General features: G+C 37.1%; 14 protein-coding genes. All 14 read right to left on the bottom strand.

The annotated features are described in order from the left end of the window. Nucleotides 1-5 precede the first annotated feature (5 nt). On the bottom strand, nucleotides 6-3,380 hold the full coding sequence (locus ACZZZC_RS04620) for a SusC/RagA family TonB-linked outer membrane protein (protein ID WP_463485039.1): 3,375 nt from the start codon (nucleotides 3,378-3,380) through the stop codon (nucleotides 6-8). A 261-nt stretch (nucleotides 3,381-3,641) separates the two neighbouring features. Continuing rightward, entirely contained in the window at nucleotides 3,642-4,178 is a 537-nt protein-coding gene (locus ACZZZC_RS04615) for a DUF420 domain-containing protein (RefSeq protein ID WP_463485038.1), read from the bottom strand. 56 nt (nucleotides 4,179-4,234) lie between these two features. Continuing rightward, the gene (locus ACZZZC_RS04610; RefSeq protein WP_463485037.1) at nucleotides 4,235-4,930 is read right to left on the bottom strand and encodes an SCO family protein; all 696 of its coding nucleotides are present in this window, start codon (nucleotides 4,928-4,930) and stop codon (nucleotides 4,235-4,237) included. Beyond that, complete coding sequence (locus ACZZZC_RS04605; RefSeq protein ID WP_463485036.1) at nucleotides 4,930-5,286, bottom strand: cytochrome C oxidase subunit IV family protein; 357 nt, start codon at nucleotides 5,284-5,286, stop codon at nucleotides 4,930-4,932. The genes ACZZZC_RS04610 and ACZZZC_RS04605 overlap by 1 nt, the downstream gene beginning before the upstream one ends. Before the next feature lie 24 nt (nucleotides 5,287-5,310). Next, nucleotides 5,311-6,018 (bottom strand): cytochrome c oxidase subunit 3, encoded by a 708-nt coding sequence (locus ACZZZC_RS04600; RefSeq protein ID WP_056848400.1) that lies wholly within the window; start codon nucleotides 6,016-6,018, stop codon nucleotides 5,311-5,313. A gap of 31 nt (nucleotides 6,019-6,049) precedes the next feature. Beyond that, nucleotides 6,050-6,616, bottom strand: a complete 567-nt coding sequence (locus ACZZZC_RS04595) for a cytochrome c oxidase subunit 3 (protein WP_463485035.1) — start codon at nucleotides 6,614-6,616, stop codon at nucleotides 6,050-6,052. Between the two features lie 15 nt (nucleotides 6,617-6,631). Next, the gene (cyoE, locus tag ACZZZC_RS04590) at nucleotides 6,632-7,540 is read right to left on the bottom strand and encodes a heme o synthase (protein ID WP_463485034.1); all 909 of its coding nucleotides are present in this window, start codon (nucleotides 7,538-7,540) and stop codon (nucleotides 6,632-6,634) included. An 11-nt stretch (nucleotides 7,541-7,551) separates the two neighbouring features. Further along, complete coding sequence (locus ACZZZC_RS04585; RefSeq protein WP_463485033.1) at nucleotides 7,552-8,610, bottom strand: COX15/CtaA family protein; 1,059 nt, start codon at nucleotides 8,608-8,610, stop codon at nucleotides 7,552-7,554. Nucleotides 8,611-8,692: 82 nt separating this feature from the next. After that, a complete protein-coding gene (locus ACZZZC_RS04580; RefSeq protein ID WP_463485032.1) occupies nucleotides 8,693-10,570 on the bottom strand; it encodes a cytochrome c oxidase subunit I in 1,878 nt (625 codons plus the stop codon). A 23-nt stretch (nucleotides 10,571-10,593) separates the two neighbouring features. Further along, nucleotides 10,594-11,832 (bottom strand): cytochrome c oxidase subunit II, encoded by a 1,239-nt coding sequence (locus tag ACZZZC_RS04575; RefSeq protein WP_265798438.1) that lies wholly within the window; start codon nucleotides 11,830-11,832, stop codon nucleotides 10,594-10,596. A 66-nt stretch (nucleotides 11,833-11,898) separates the two neighbouring features. After that, nucleotides 11,899-13,119 carry a hypothetical protein gene (locus ACZZZC_RS04570; RefSeq protein ID WP_056848394.1) on the bottom strand — a complete coding sequence of 407 codons (1,221 nt, stop codon included), beginning with the start codon at nucleotides 13,117-13,119 and terminating at the stop codon, nucleotides 11,899-11,901. 15 nt (nucleotides 13,120-13,134) lie between these two features. Continuing rightward, complete coding sequence (locus tag ACZZZC_RS04565) at nucleotides 13,135-13,758, bottom strand: c-type cytochrome (RefSeq protein WP_265798439.1); 624 nt, start codon at nucleotides 13,756-13,758, stop codon at nucleotides 13,135-13,137. Then, nucleotides 13,730-14,266, bottom strand: a complete 537-nt coding sequence (locus ACZZZC_RS04560; protein ID WP_265798440.1) for a DUF3341 domain-containing protein — start codon at nucleotides 14,264-14,266, stop codon at nucleotides 13,730-13,732. The genes ACZZZC_RS04565 and ACZZZC_RS04560 overlap by 29 nt, the downstream gene beginning before the upstream one ends. Before the next feature lie 2 nt (nucleotides 14,267-14,268). Beyond that, on the bottom strand, nucleotides 14,269-15,741 hold the full coding sequence (gene nrfD, locus ACZZZC_RS04555; RefSeq protein ID WP_265798441.1) for an NrfD/PsrC family molybdoenzyme membrane anchor subunit: 1,473 nt from the start codon (nucleotides 15,739-15,741) through the stop codon (nucleotides 14,269-14,271). Nucleotides 15,742-15,767: the final 26 nt, after the last annotated feature.

Here is a 15,767-nt window from a genome sequence, read left to right as displayed (position 1 = left end):
TTTAATTAAAATCCAACTCTTAAAGTTAAAGTATATTGTTTTGGTATTGGCAATGCCACACCACCAGCATTTACAAACTCCGGATCTTGTCCGTTCAGCTTCTTATCTGCATAAAGCAGCCATAAATTAGTGGCATTTAAACGTAAGCCTAAGTTTGCTAATCCTAATTTAGCCAGTTTTGCTTTAGGGAAATCGTATCCCAAAGAGATATCTTTTAATCTAATAAAATCACCTTTAGCAACATTTGCCGAAGAGTAATTGTAAGAATTATAAGCAATACTGTAATCACTGTCATTCCTTAGGTATCTTGTGTCTAGAATTACTGGTACGTTAGTTCTTAATTCATCACCAGGAACAGTCCATGCATCAAAAAATTCTCTTGTATTAGCATCTAAATCGGTGTAACCCGTTCTAAATGCTGGATCTAAACGCACTACGTTCCCGTAAGAATAAGTTACAAAAACATTCAGTTTGAAGTTTTTGTAAGCGAAAATATTTCCAAAACTACCTAAATGTGTAGGCTCTAACGTTCCTTCATATTTTAGGAAATCCACTTTATCTCTATTTTGAAGGTAAACTCCTGATACCGTCTCTGTTCCATCATCATTGATAAATACTGGAAGACCATCATTTTGTATTCTTACAAAAGGAATTGAAAATAATGAACGAGCTGGGTAGCCTTTCAAACCATAACCTGTTCCCGTAATATAATCAATTACTCTAGCGTTATTTTCTGATTCTGTTACCTTATTGGTTGCATGAGTGTATATAAAATTAGCTGTCCACGAAAAATCTCCCTTTTTCAAAACTGTACCAGCAATACTTACCTCGATACCGCTAGACTTCATTGCTGCCACATTACCATATTTAGTAATTTCACCACCTAAGCCTTGAGTATTTACAATACCAATTAGATCAAAGTTGTTTCTTTTGTACCAATCTACATCTATGGCCAACCTATTTTTAAACAAACCTAAGCTTGCACCTAAGTTTAACTCATGTTTCTTTTCAAAGGTTAAATCAGAATTCTCTAAATTATCAATTTGTAAACCTGTTTCCCTGTCGCCTGCAGTTGGTCTCCAAGGATTATAACTGCTGTATATTGCTTGTGAATTGGTTACATAGCTTGGTCCTCTGTTAGCTGATAAGCCATAAGATCCTTTCAAAGACAGGTTAGAAAATGGTGTATTCAATTCCTGAAAGAATTTTTCTTCCATTACATTCCAAAGCCCTGACACACTCCAGGTAGGTAACCACCTGGCTGAAGTTGATCTACCCAAACGGTTTGAACCTTCATATCTTCCTGTTGCCTTTATGGTATATCTATTATCGTAAGTATATGCTCCTTCACCAAAAAATGCCACTTCTTTACTTCGGGTATTTCCTACCCTGAAATATTCTGTATTTTCTTCAGCACCTCTCTTAAACACGCGGTAATCAGTAAAAGGAATTTCTCCTAATCCATACTGCAATCCCCAACCTCTATTCCAATTATTATTTCTCGATATCTCACTTAATGTAGATCCACCAACAAAATCAACTGTATGCTTGTCTGCAAATGTCTCATTATATTGTGCTGTAAGGCGAAAATCATTACTAGTCATTTTATAATCAGTACGATTGTAGATACCTCCTGAAGGTAAAATAGATACAGGAACCGCATATAATATACTTGGATCAGTATATAAATATGGATTTGCATCTCTTATGATTGTTGTACCCATGGCACGGTATGCCATTGCCTGATTGGATTCATCTTTTATATAATGTTGTTGAGATGTTTGTTGATATCTAGTAGATGCGAGAAAGCCAAAGTCTAACGTTTTTAAAGCTTTCCATCTTAACTCACCTTGAAACTTAACATCCGCAACATTTACATCCATGTAATTGTTCTCCATCTCTTTTAATATATTAAATGGAGCATAATTTCTGGTATAGGTTTCGTTCGGATCTAACGTCCTAGATGAGTTTAATGCATAAGAAAAAGGATTGATATCAAAATCTCGACCAACTGTTCCAAACACCACATCAGTAGATTGTCCCAAAGTACCAGGCGCTCTTTGATCTCTATAAGATCCATTAGAGAGTATGGTTAATTTCAAATTATCACGCAAATTATAAGTAGCGTTAAAATTTGCAGTATACCTTTTAAACTTACTTTGTTTAGACCATCCTGGATCAGAAATAGCACTTAAAGAAGAGAAATATTGTGCTTTTTCTGTTCCAGAACTCATGCTGATCGAATGATTTTGAGCAATGTTCGTACTAAATAATTCATCAAACCAATCGGTATTTCGGTATTCTGCCTCTCTTAGATAAGCATTTTTTGCCTCTTGCGTATTTAGTAATTGACCCGAATTAATCAATTGATACATTTTTCCGTAAACTCCGCTATTCGGCGCATTTGATACGCTTGAGTTATTTAACCAACCTCTTTGCTCCAACATTTGGTAAACGCCCATTTGTTCCTGGGAGTTCATGATGTTAAAGTTATTATATGAAGGTATTGCACGTGTAGTGAATTCAGAAACATAATTCAACGAATTCACACCCACTCTACCTCTTTTGGTTGTGATTACAATAACACCACCCATGCCTTTTGCTCCGTAAATTGAAGTTGCGGCACCGTCTTTTAAAATCTGAAATGACTCAATATCATTTGAGTTTAATCCACCTACTGCAGAACTAATTAAAGTCAGTGCGTCACCTGACGATAAGGCATCAGAACTTATGTCGGCCACGTCCTCTAAAATAACACCATCAACAACCCAAAGAGGCTTTGAACTACCGTAAATAGAAGTTGCCCCACGCACTCTAATTTTAGGTGCTGTACCAAAGGTTCCTGTAGTATTTTGAACAACAACTCCAGCAACTTTTCCATCTAACATCCTACTAGGATCTGGTAAACCACCAATTTCTGCATCCGATACTTTTAATCTTGATGTAGCACCAGTAAATGTTCTTTTATCTACCTGAGTACCCATACCTGTAACTACTACATCATCTAGCTGACCTGCATCTTCCTGCAAAGAAATATCAATAGTATTCCTTCCATTAACTGCTACTTCCACCGTCTTATAGCCAATTGATGCAAAAGATAACGTTGCGCCATCCTGAACGGTTATTTGGTATTGTCCTTGACCATTCGTGGATATGGCATTGGAAGCCCCTTTCTCTTTCACACTTACACCGGGCAATGGCGATCCGTCTTTTTTGTCTCGAACAGTACCTTTTACTGTAATCACTCTTTCGGATTTGATAAGCTTAGCACCATCTTTTGTTGTGGACCTAGCTTCTACTGAAGGAAGAAAGGTACAGCAAAAGAGCCCCAAAAGGCAATAGCTGAGTCTCCCTACATGTTTTTTGTAGATTTTCTTCATAGAAATTAATTGATTAGTTTATTTAAGTTTTAATGCGAAACGCCTTCAGTCTTCACAAAAAGCGAAAACGAGGAATTTATAATTAATAGTTAGTTTGTTTGTTTTTAAAAATTATTTGGGGATAATTTTTACTAATATAAAAATTATTTAATAAAAAAGTAGTTTCTGGAATAAATACAGATTACAAATTTTTAAATAGTATCGAAATGAAACGAAAGTTAAGAATGAATGCGTAGTACTAGTTGGGCAATATATGTAAAACTAGCTATAATAAGGTGATATCATCAAATAAACGATTACCCCGGTTACAGCAACATAAAGCCACATCGGGAAAGTAATCCTTGCAATTTTTCTATGCTTGTCAAAACGTTCGGCCAGTGCCCTAACAAAAGTAACTAATACAAAAGGAATGATAATTACCGACAGGCAGATATGAGTGATGAGAATAAAATAATAGATGTATTTAATAGCGCCCTCACCTCCAAATTTTGTCGAATCAGCTGTCATGTGATAAGCCACATACATCCCTAAGAAACCTACAGATAAGCCAATGGCTACTTTCATCAGGTTCTCATGAAGCTTTTGTTTGCCGTTTTTTATTGCCCAAACGGCAATTACCAATACAATGGCTGTTATACCATTTATCGTGGCATAGATTGGTGGCAAAAAAGACAGCGGCTTTACATCGTAACCAAGTTTCCTTAAGTTAACTCCGAACAACAATGCAACTACCAAAGGTATGGCGATTGACAATACAACAATCCACTTATTATATTTCGTTTCAACTGATGACTTCATTTCTACTTGTGCCCTTAAATGCTTTTTATTTTAAACTTTTCGCTTTCAACTTTAACCTACCTGCCATCCTTCAAATTGCGTAGATATTCTGCTATAAGCACTTTTATCTCATCCTCTAATCTACTTTTGGCTTCGGGATTATCAATTTCATACATGCCTCTGATTCGATGTTGAACATCTATCAATAATATTTTGTTGCCAAATATGAAATTGGGTTTATCCTTTGATTCATCTTTAATTACATCAAGCAAAAGCCCTTTTCGTATTAAAGGATAGGTAGTTGCTGTATCTCCGATAAGCAAATCCCATTTACCAGGCTTGGCCTGAAATTGATTGGCATAATCAACAACTTTGTTTTTATCATCTGGATTTACAGAGATACTTAAAAAGCGGACCAGTGGCTTTTTAGTGTAACCAGCTGACAACTCACTGATGTATTTAGCCACATCTCTACTCATCGCATCAGCAAAGAAAAGATTAAGAACAATTATTTTATCCTTTACAGAATCGAGATTAATAATTGCACCTTGTTGATTGACGAGGCTAAAATCAGGAATTTGGTGATAAATGGTATCTGGAATTTTTTTCCCTTTAACGGAATGAAACGTAGATGCTACTACCTTTTCTCCGAATATGGGCAAGCTCTTATACCTGTTTTTAGCAAACTGTGGCAATAAGTAAAAAAACAAAAATCCTGGTATAGCCAATATGCTTACCAGGATTAATACCTTTTTAATTGGGCTTCTTTTCATTAATGGCTCATCATGTGGATGTTAAGAAATCCACCCTCAATTAACATTAAAACGATGAAGTAAATAATGAAAATGAACGATACTGTTAGTGATAATTGTAGCCCGAGTTTCTCATACTTTAAGTGCATAAAGTAAGCCACAATATAGAATGCCTTTACCAGCGTTAACGCAATGTATAAGAAGTTTCCAACACCATGAGAAATGTATCCCTTTGGTAAAATCACCAACGCGATAATAAATTCAATTACCGTAATCAATAATAAGATACCGAATACCTGCCAAATTTTTCTTTTGCTTAGGCCTGCGTGTTCTTCGTGTTCGTGTCCTTCTGTTGTATGTGAATGATGTTCTGACATGATAATATTTTTAGATATGATAAATTAAACCAAATAGAAGAATGTAAATACAAACACCCAAACTAAATCTACAAAGTGCCAGTACAAACCAACCTTTTCAACCATTAAATAGTGACCTCTTTTTTCGAAAGTTCCGTTAATAGTCATGATTAAGATAATGATATTGATTAACACACCACTAAATACGTGGAAACCGTGGAAACCTGTAATAGTAAAGAAAAGGTTTGAAAACTGTTGCGCTGCTACCAAAGAAACATCACCAGAAAACAAATGTTTTAATTCTTCCGCTGATGGAATTTCTCCCCATCCAAATCCTTCGTGGAATAAGTGAGTCCATTCTAAAGCCTGACAGCCCAAGAACATGAAACCACCAATAATAGTAGCCACCATCCACCAGATTACTTCTTTTTTAGAACGTCTGTGTCCTGCTTCTACGGCTAATACCATCGTTACAGAACTCATGATTAAAATGAAGGTCATGATACCCACAAATACTAATGGATAACCACTATCTGCAAGACCAGGTACGGATTGGAAAACCAAATCAGGATCTGGCCATGTTAATTTTGAAAAACGCTGAGCGCCATAATAGATCAATAGCGATGAAAAAGTAAAAGCATCTGACAAAAGGAAAAACCACATCATGATTTTACCATATTCTACCGACCACGGAGAACGACCACCATTCCATGGTCCGGTTTTAACTTGATCTAATTGTGATACTGAATTCATTTGGAAATAGTATAATAGTTTGTTAACAAATTTAACGGTTCAAAAGTAAAAAAACATACAGATATATCCATAATATATCTATAAAATGCCAAAAAATAGATGCGATTTCCATGCGATATTGGCTTTTTGCTAATGGAATATTTCTGTAGCTCCCCACTAAAGCACTAATTATTAATAAAGCGCCAGCTATAATGTGTAGCAGGTGAATAAAACTCACCACATAAATAAACGAAATTGCTGCATTATTACCTACCAGGGTTGCACCTGTTTTGATCATACTGCCCCATGCATTAAACTGCATCACACCAAAAGCAATAGCCAATAGCACAGTCACCAAAAGCAAATTTCTTTGTAAGCTGAAATTTAATTTACGCAATGCCCTTGATGCTAAGAAAAGCGTAATACTACTGCCAATAATCACCAGACTAGAATAGATAAAGGCATCGGGCAAAACTAAACCATGACCTTTTCCCTTGGATGCAGAAAACACAAGATAATAACTTGTAAAACCACCGAACATAATTGTTGATGATACTACAAATAACCATACTATAAATTTTCTTGGCTTTGGATCAAATGTATCTTGGATATTTTCCATTGTTAGAACCATAAATTATTTTGCTATAAAATTTAATAATAAACCCAACTGTACGGCCGGGATGTAAAAAAACGAACAGAACATTACTTTTTTTGCATCAACTAATTCTCTGTTTAATAAAAGTTTTAAAGCTAACCAGCTAAAAATAAGCCCGGCTATTAGCGATAAACCAGCGATGTAATAACCACCGAAGCCGTAAAAGGTCGGCAATAAACTTACCGGAATCAAAATTAACGTACTTACAAAAGTTAATAAAGCAGTCGCCTTATCGCGTTTTTTAGTAGGTAAAAGTCTGAAACCAGCTTTTTTGTAATCATCATCCAACACCCATGCAATTGCCCAAAAATGTGGAAACTGCCAAACGAATTGGATTAAAAATAATATTCCTGCAATGTAATAATCAATTTCATGAAACATCTCCGCTTTCAAACTTCCGAATGCTGCCAGGTAACCGATAAGTGGTGGCAATGCACCAGGTATAGCTCCAACAAAAACCGCAATCGGTGACTTGCGTTTCAAAGGTGTATAAGCAAACGCATAAAGCAAGATCGAAAACACAGATAGTAGTCCAGTCTCTAAGTTAAGTCTTCCAAGTAACCACGTTCCTACGAAAGCCATAAACACGCCCAAAATTAAGCCCTGTCCGGTTGTCATTCTCCCTGCAGGCATTGGTCTATCTTTGGTACGAGACATGAGTTTATCTAAGTCTTTCTCAATAATTTCATTGAAACAATTTGCAGCTGCTGTTACTAAAAATCCACCAGCGATTAAAATGCCCCAATTTCCCCAATCAATAGACGGAATATGGCCTCTGCCTACTTGCATTTTCTGACCGATCAAAAATGATATCGATGCAGAAAATACTACCGTAAACGATAGCCTGAACTTGATAAGTTTAGAAAAATCAGAAATAACTTGTTTCAATTTTCTTTTTATTATTGCTTATAAGTACTTGTACGGTAAACCAGCAAGTACAAATAAAATTGTAAACTAAATAGCAGCGTAGAAAACAAAATGTGTATGGCTTGCGCTGCCGGTGGAAATGCGATATAAGCTAAAGCAAAGCCACTTAAAATTTGTATGAGAAGCGTGATTAAAATAAAACGGGCAGTTAACAATGGGGCTGCTTTTCCGCTGAAGCGATCAATAACCATTTTATAAACGATCGCATTTGCAACTACTACTAATATGGCCAAGTCGCGATGATATGAAAAAACAGAACCCACTTTTGCTATCCAACTTCCTCTGAGATTGTAAGAAAGTGATTTAGCAATTACATCCACCGACTCTCTTACCTCAGTACCTAATATGATTTGAACAACACTAACAATCAAGGTGAAAAGCAAAAATCCTTTTAGCCATAATATGCGGTACATGATTACGGATTGTGGTTTGTTCAGCTGTTTCGCATAGTTATAAGTATATATCGAAATGGCTAAAATTACAATGGCCAATAACATGTGTACGGTAACTACCCACTGTGCTAGGTTTGTCGAAACCACAATAGAACCAAGCCAGGCTTGATATCCCACTACTAGAATATTTAGGATACTTAAAAAAATGATCCTCTTTGCTGATTTTCTATAGGTAAAAGAGTATACCGCTGTCAAAAGCAAAAATATTCCTGCAACAACTCCCGTTAAACGGTTAATATATTCTACCCAAGTTTTTGCCGGATTGAATTCTTCAGGCAGAGTAATACTTTTATCGTTCCTGATGCTATCCGCCAATTCAACTTTGCCCATACTCTCTAGGTATTTAGCAAATTTTTCGTTCTTTTTTAATCTTCCGGCAACATACTTCTCTTTATAATCGGCAGGAAGCTGAGATACGTCAGTAGGTGGAATATAACGGTCAAAACATTTTGGCCAATCAGGACAACCCATACCCGAGCCGGTACTGCGAACGATACCGCCGGCAAGTATAACCAATAGCGTAACTATAATGGTTATGAAATTGATCCTAATAAAACGTTGTTCTGATCTGCTGACCATATATCTTTTAAGATGAAAAGGGTATCCGGATAAGCAGAAACTTAATCAGATACCCCTTTTAAAATTGTAATAAAGCTAAAAGCTAGTGATTCTTTTTTACAGGATTAGCTATTTCCCAATCTTGTTGAATTTTCTCTGCTTCAGCATTTCCTTCAAAATCATGAGGCAAGTTTGAACTCATGGTTTGAGAGAAAGGAACCGTTTGTGGGATAAAATCCACATCATGTCCTGGTTTGCTATAGTCATAAGGCCATCTGTAAACTGTTGGAATTTCTCCTGGCCAGTTACCGTGGATATGTTCAACTGGTGCAGTCCACTCTAAAGTATTTGATTCCCAAGGATTTTGAGGAGCCTTTTTACCTTTGAATATTGAATAGAAGAAATTGAACAAGAATGCTACTTGAGCCAATGCTGCCATAATAGCTGCCCATGTTACAAAAACGTTTACTGTTAACCATTTTTTCATGAATTCGAATTCAGTGAAAGCATAGTAACGACGAGGTACACCATCTAAACCTAAGAAGTGAAGTGGGAAGAATACCAGGTAAGCCGCGATGAAAGTTAACCAGAAATGTAAGTAACCTAATTTAGCATTCATCATTCTACCAAACATTCTTGGAAACCAGTGATAAACACCAGCAAGCATACCAAAAATTGCTGCAGAACCCATTACCAAGTGGAAGTGGGCAACTACAAAATAAGTATCGTGTAGATTAATATCCAATGAAGCGTTACCTAAGAAGATACCGGTTAAACCACCAGAGATAAAGAATGATACTAAACCAATAGCGAACAACATGGCTGGAGTGAAACGGATATTACCTCTCCATAGCGTAGCTAAATAGTTAAATGTTTTTACTGCTGAAGGTACGGCAATAATCAATGTGGTAATCATAAACACACCACCCAGCAGCGGGTTCATACCAGTTACAAACATGTGGTGACCCCATACGATGAATGAAAGTACGGTAATACCAATTAATGAATAAACCATCGCGTGGTAACCAAAGATTGGTTTACGTGAGTTTACCGAGATTACTTCAGATGAGATACCCAAAGCTGGCATAATTACAATATACACCTCAGGGTGACCTAAGAACCAGAACAAGTGTTGCCATAAAATTGGAGAACCACCTTCATTTGGTAAAATATCTGTACCTAAAACAATATCAGATAAATAGAAACTTGTTCCAAAACTACGATCGAATACCATCAATACCACCCCAGCTACAAGAACAGGGAAAGATAAGATACCTAATATAGCCGTTAAAAAGAAGGCCCAAATGGTTAACGGCATTTTCCAAAGGTCCATACCTTTAGTACGCATATTTAAGATCGTACTCACATAGTTGATACCCCCCATTAACGATGATGCCACGAAAAGTACCATACTAATTAACCATAATGTCATCCCCATACCAGAACCTGGCATTGCCTTCGCAACTACAGATAAAGGAGGATAAACGGTCCAACCACCAGAAGCAGGTCCTGTTTGGATGAAGAACGAAGACATCATGATCACACAAGCCATAAAGAAGAACCAGTATGAAAGCATATTTAAGAATGGCGAAGCCATATCTCTTGCACCAATTTGCAATGGAATAAGTAAGTTACTAAAAGTACCACTAAGCCCTGCAGTTAACACGAAGAATACCATGATGGTACCGTGAATGGTAACTAATGCTAAATAAAAGTCAGGTTTGATACGACCGCCTTCAGCCCATTTTCCTAAAAAAGTTTCTAAGAATGGAAAGTTTTGATCTGGCCAAGCCAATTGAATACGGAATAAAATTGATAAGCCCATTGCAATTACGGCCATAATGATACCCGTAATTAGGAATTGCTTAGCAATCATTTTGTGATCCATGCTGAAGATATACTTCGAAATCAACGTCTCCTTGTGGTGTCCGTGATCAGCGTGGTCGTGATTGTGTTCGTCGTGTAATGCTATTGTTGACATATTCTTTTCGCTCCTGCTTAATATTATTTATTTAAAGCCATTTGGTTTCCTTTCACAGCTGCCGAATCGGTTGCTGATGAATCTCCCTCTGCTGCTGGTTTAGCAGGTGCAGGTGCCACAGGCAAATTAAATTGTTTTCTTAAATCGTCGTTTAAGTATGTTTTTTGTTCTGCAATCCATGTTTTGTATTCAGCTTCTGATACTACACGTACATCTTTTTGCATGTTATAGTGACCAGATCCACAAATTTTAGCACAGTAGAAAAGGAACTTAAAATTAGGATCATTGGTTTCCTCCTGCATTTGACGGGTAGTCTTTGTTGGAGTAAATTCAAAAATAGTTTGCATACCTGGTACAGTATTCAACTGAACTCTGAAGTGAGGCATGTAAAAACTATGGATTACATCTTTACTGTTTAAGATCAACTTAACAGGCTTACCAACCGGGATAACCATCTCGTCAGCCATTTCGTCATCACGAGAATTCAAATCTTTAAAATCAATACCTAAAGTATTTGATGCAGTTGTTAATTTATAGTTTTTCTTTCCTACAATACCATCAGCACCTGGGTAACGGATAGACCATTTAAACTGCTCAGATGTTACTTCGATTTGAAGTGGTTTGTTATTAGGATCTTCAACTTTGAAGAAGATTGATCTCCACGTTAAGAAACCCATCAACACTAAAACTGTTAATACTAAGGCTGGAACGATTGTCCAGATCTTCTCAATGGTATTATTGTGTGGATAGTAGTAAGCTTTTCTTTTTGCCGAATACTTGTAGATGTAAGCGAAACCAAATAATAAAATGTGCGTAGCAATGAATACAATGGTGGTGATGATTAATGTTAAGTTAAACATTTCATCAATCTTCTTTCCATGTTCTGATGCAGCATCAGGCAATAACATAGAACCATGAACGGTATATTCCCAATATACACCGTACAAACCTAAAACCAAGAACAATGCAAATAAGCTTGCATGTACCCCGTTCCAGTTGATACCAATTGGCTTACCTTGCGCTTCGCGGCTTAATTCATATACTTTTATTGCTTTACCAATAATAGCGATGAATACACATACGGCAAGAAATATCAGCGTATAAAAAATTACTGATTTGTAAACCTCTCCCATATCAACTTTCGGTGCCGCTGCAGCACCTGCTGCTGCCTCTTGCGCAAAAGCGCTGGTGTTTGCAAAAACAGTAAGTAATACTGCCAAAGCCGCGGTCGTTTTATTCGTGATAAACTTTCTTAAACTCATTTCCTTAAAAGTAGTACGCTGTACTTCTATAATAATAATTAAATATTTGCTCTATACTATCACCTATTAAAGCTGGTGATGCAAACTTTCTTGTAATAACGGATGATTCTTTGCAATTAAAGGTTTCTTGCTTAAGTTGCTTAGAACGGTAAAGGTAAACAATCCTACAAAACCTAAGGCAGTACCGATTTCAACAATACCGAAACCATTGTGTCCATCTTCTACAGCACCTGGCATAATCATTTGGTAGTAATCTACCCAGTGACCTAACAATACTACGATCGAAACGAATAACAACTTCGCATCTGTTCTCTTGTTGTCTCTATCCATTAATAATAAAACCGGAGCCAAGAAGTTCATCGCCAGGTTTAAGAAAAACCAGAATTTGTAATATTCAAAGCGTTTGTAGAAATAAACAGTTTCCTCTGGCATGTTTGCATAGTAAATTAATAAGAACTGTGCGAACCATACGTAAGTCCAGAAGATAGAGAAACCGAAGATAAATTGACCTAAGTTATGTAAGTGGCTATTGTTAACCCATTGCATATAACCAGCTCTTCTTAATAAGATGATGATGATTGCGATAGTAGCTAAACTACTCACCCACATTGCGGCAAAGTTGTACCAACCGAACATGGTTGAGAACCAGTGCGCTTCTAATGACATGATGGTATCGAAAGCAAAAATCGGTGTAGTAAAACCGTAAATTACCAGGAAGATACAAGCATTTTTAAAGCTCTTTCTGTATGAAGCTAATCCACCAGCTAAATCTTCATTATATGAAAGTTTAGTAAAACTGATTGCAAATGCACTGTAAACACCCAAAAATACTACCATACGACCTAAGAAGAATGGTACATTCAAGAATACGGCCTTACCTGCGATTAATGAATCGTAATTAGGGCTATTTGGATCAGTTAATCCATCAGCATGCCAGTGATGGTATAAATTATGTGTATATAACCCAGCAGAAATAATCACGATCAGGATTATAGAAGCAATAGGCAAGGTTTTGGCCAATGCCTGTGGTACACGTAAAATTGAAGCAGACCATCCTGCTTGCGCAACAAATTGAACGGCTAGGAAAAACATACCTGACATACAAACGCATGCAAAGTAATATCCCATAAGCAACAGGTTAGCAAAAGTACGCTCATGCATTACTTTATCACCAGTAAAACCGTAACCAATAGCAATAGCACCTAATATGATACCAACAATGCTCAAGGTTTTTACTTTACCTGTAAACTCAAACTGTTCACTAAAATTAATATTGTGAGTTCCCATTTATATTCTGCTTTACTATTGTCCTTTTTGTAATTGTTGAACATACATCACTACTTTCCAACGATCTGTTGGCGTAATTTGTGAAGCATGCGAGCCCATGTTATTTACACCGTAAGTAATGGTGTGGTATATTTTACCTGCAGTAAGATCTACCATATTACCACCACGAGATGATGCTCCTGTTTGGTATGCCGGTACACCGCTAAATTTCTCAATTTTTACCAAATGACCTTGTCCATCACCTTTTTCGCCGTGACAAGGGCTACAGAAAACATTGAATAAGTGTTTTCCTTGTGCCAAATTAACGGTATCAACAGGCAATGGATTTACCATACTTACACCCGCCGCTTCGTAACCTTCTTTAGTGTTAGGAAATTCGTCGTACTCTGTAAACCCAACAGGTTTTGTGTTTGCTGGTGGCGTTTGTGCAGCCTGACCTTTAAAACTAGCCAGTAATTTATTAGCCGTATCAACAGGTTGATCCGGGTTTAATGCTAATGCATCATACATATTTCTGGCATATTCTAAACCAGTACTGCGTTTATCTTTACAAGCGGATACTGTAGCTGCGAAAGCGATAGCTAAAAACGCTGTATAAACAAATTTATTCTTATTCATAGCTAATGTACTTCCTTTCATTATACTTTACTTCTAAAGCACCTGCATCTTTTAATAAACCATCAATAACAGTATGCGCTGCGTTATCTTTTGCATCAACAGCGATTACAAAACGATCGTCTGTTGCACGAAGATCCATTACTCTTGGCGCTCTTCCTGGAAACAAATGCGTAGAAGCATAATAAGTTAAAACCATACCGAAAGCACAAAACAATACAGTAAGCTCGAACATTATCGGAATAAAATCCGGCAATGCAAATGATGGCTTACCACCAATGTTTACTTTCCAATCGATTACTGCGCAAAAATAAATTAATGCAAAAGCTGCGCAAGTTCCAGTGATACCAAAGCAAAATGCTGCAATATCAATTCTCGATCTTTTAATCCCTAATTTGGCTTCTATTCCGTGTATAGGCATTGGCGTATAAACATCGTAAATGCTTACACCATTTTCCTGAAGCTTTTCGATGCCATGCATCATTTCATCAGGATCACCAAAGCTGCCTAAAATATATTTGATATCACTCATTGTTATATTTTTGCGTAATCTTCTTGTTTAACACTATCAAATTTCTGTAACGACTCTACGTATTCTGCTACGTATTCTTTGTTCTCATGTCCGTCTTTAATCTGTTTCATTTTCGCTTGCTCACTTGCAGATTTTAATAATAATTTAACTTCTGCGATCGCGATTGAAGGCAATACCCTTAAGAATAATAAGAATAAAGTAAAGAACAAACCGATTGAACCTACGAACACACTCACATCAACCCAGGTTGGATAAAACATTGCCCAACTCGAAGGGATATAATCACGGTGTAATGAGGTAACGATAATTACGAAACGTTCGAACCACATACCTACGTTTACTACGATTGATAAAATCCAGGTAGCTTTAATGCTTAAACGGATCTTTTTGAACCATAACAATTGAGGAGAGATTACGTTACAGGTCATCATCATCCAATACGACCACCAGTATGGACCAGTAGAACGGTTGATGAAGGCATATTGCTCATACTCAGAACCTGAATACCATGCAATGAAGAACTCAGTTAAGTAAGCCACACCCACAATTGATCCTGTTAAGATGATGATTTTATTCATCGACTCAATGTGGAACATGGTGATGTAGTTTTCAAGACCCAATACTTTACGTGCTACCAACAATAATGTTAACACCATTGCAAAGCCTGAGAAAATCGCTCCCGCTACGAAATATGGAGGAAAGATTGTGGTGTGCCATCCTGGAATTACTGATGTTGCAAAGTCCATTGATACAATAGTGTGTACCGAAAGTACTAATGGAGTTGAAATACCAGCGAGGATTAATGATACCGCCTCGAAACGTTGCCAGGTTTTAACACTTCCACTCCATCCGAATGAAAAGATAGAATAGATTTTTCTGCGTGTTCCTACTGCACGATCACGAATAGTTGCGATATCTGGCAACAAACCTGTGTACCAGAATAATAATGATACCGAGAAGTAAGTAGAGATGGCAAACATATCCCAAACCAATGGTGAGTTAAAGTTTACCCAAAGTGAACCGAACTGATTTGGCAATGGTAAAACCCAATAAGCCAACCACGGACGCCCCATGTGTGATACGACGTACGTTGCTGCACAGATAACGGCGAAAATTGTCATCGCCTCTGCAGAACGGTTAATGGAGTTACGCCAGTTTTGACGGAAAAGCAATAGTACCGCTGAAATTAGCGTTCCGGCGTGGCCGATACCTACCCACCATACGAAACCGGTGATATCCCATGCCCATCCAACTGTTTTATTTAAGCCCCATGCACCGATACCATTCCAAAAAGTGTAACTCACAGCTACAACCCAAAGTAAAGCACCTAATGCTGAAACGATGAAACCAATCCACCAAGCCTTGTTCGGCTTGTTTTCTACCGGTCCTAAAATATCATCCGTAATTTTTGCATACGTGATATTATCGCCGGTAATTAATGGTTCTCTAAGTATTGATTCGTTATGTCCTGACATAATTTGTATTTTCTTTATACTAAAGC

It is taken from the genome of Pedobacter sp. AC212, from assembly GCF_979258625.1.
The sequence above is the reverse complement of the archived record's forward strand: the minus strand, read 5'-3'. Positions and strand labels throughout refer to the sequence as shown.

What these genes read in the sequence shown, in the direction of transcription:
- ACZZZC_RS04605 (WP_463485036.1), bottom strand. Translation starts at nt 5,286, where the DNA reads ATGTCAGAACATCATTCACATACAACAGAAGGACACGAACACGAAGAA.
- ACZZZC_RS04565 (WP_265798439.1), bottom strand. Translation starts at nt 13,758, where the DNA reads ATGAAAGGAAGTACATTAGCTATGAATAAGAATAAATTTGTTTATACA.
- ACZZZC_RS04600 (WP_056848400.1), bottom strand. Translation starts at nt 6,018, where the DNA reads ATGAATTCAGTATCACAATTAGATCAAGTTAAAACCGGACCATGGAAT.
- ACZZZC_RS04575 (WP_265798438.1), bottom strand. Translation starts at nt 11,832, where the DNA reads ATGAGTTTAAGAAAGTTTATCACGAATAAAACGACCGCGGCTTTGGCA.
- ACZZZC_RS04580 (WP_463485032.1), bottom strand. Translation starts at nt 10,570, where the DNA reads ATGTCAACAATAGCATTACACGACGAACACAATCACGACCACGCTGAT.
- ACZZZC_RS04615 (WP_463485038.1), bottom strand. Translation starts at nt 4,178, where the DNA reads ATGAAGTCATCAGTTGAAACGAAATATAATAAGTGGATTGTTGTATTG.
- ACZZZC_RS04570 (WP_056848394.1), bottom strand. Translation starts at nt 13,119, where the DNA reads ATGGGAACTCACAATATTAATTTTAGTGAACAGTTTGAGTTTACAGGT.
- ACZZZC_RS04595 (WP_463485035.1), bottom strand. Translation starts at nt 6,616, where the DNA reads ATGGAAAATATCCAAGATACATTTGATCCAAAGCCAAGAAAATTTATA.
- nrfD (WP_265798441.1), bottom strand. Translation starts at nt 15,741, where the DNA reads ATGTCAGGACATAACGAATCAATACTTAGAGAACCATTAATTACCGGC.
- ACZZZC_RS04610 (WP_463485037.1), bottom strand. Translation starts at nt 4,930, where the DNA reads ATGAAAAGAAGCCCAATTAAAAAGGTATTAATCCTGGTAAGCATATTG.
- ACZZZC_RS04560 (WP_265798440.1), bottom strand. Translation starts at nt 14,266, where the DNA reads ATGAGTGATATCAAATATATTTTAGGCAGCTTTGGTGATCCTGATGAA.
- ACZZZC_RS04585 (WP_463485033.1), bottom strand. Translation starts at nt 8,610, where the DNA reads ATGGTCAGCAGATCAGAACAACGTTTTATTAGGATCAATTTCATAACC.
- ACZZZC_RS04620 (WP_463485039.1), bottom strand. Translation starts at nt 3,380, where the DNA reads ATGAAGAAAATCTACAAAAAACATGTAGGGAGACTCAGCTATTGCCTT.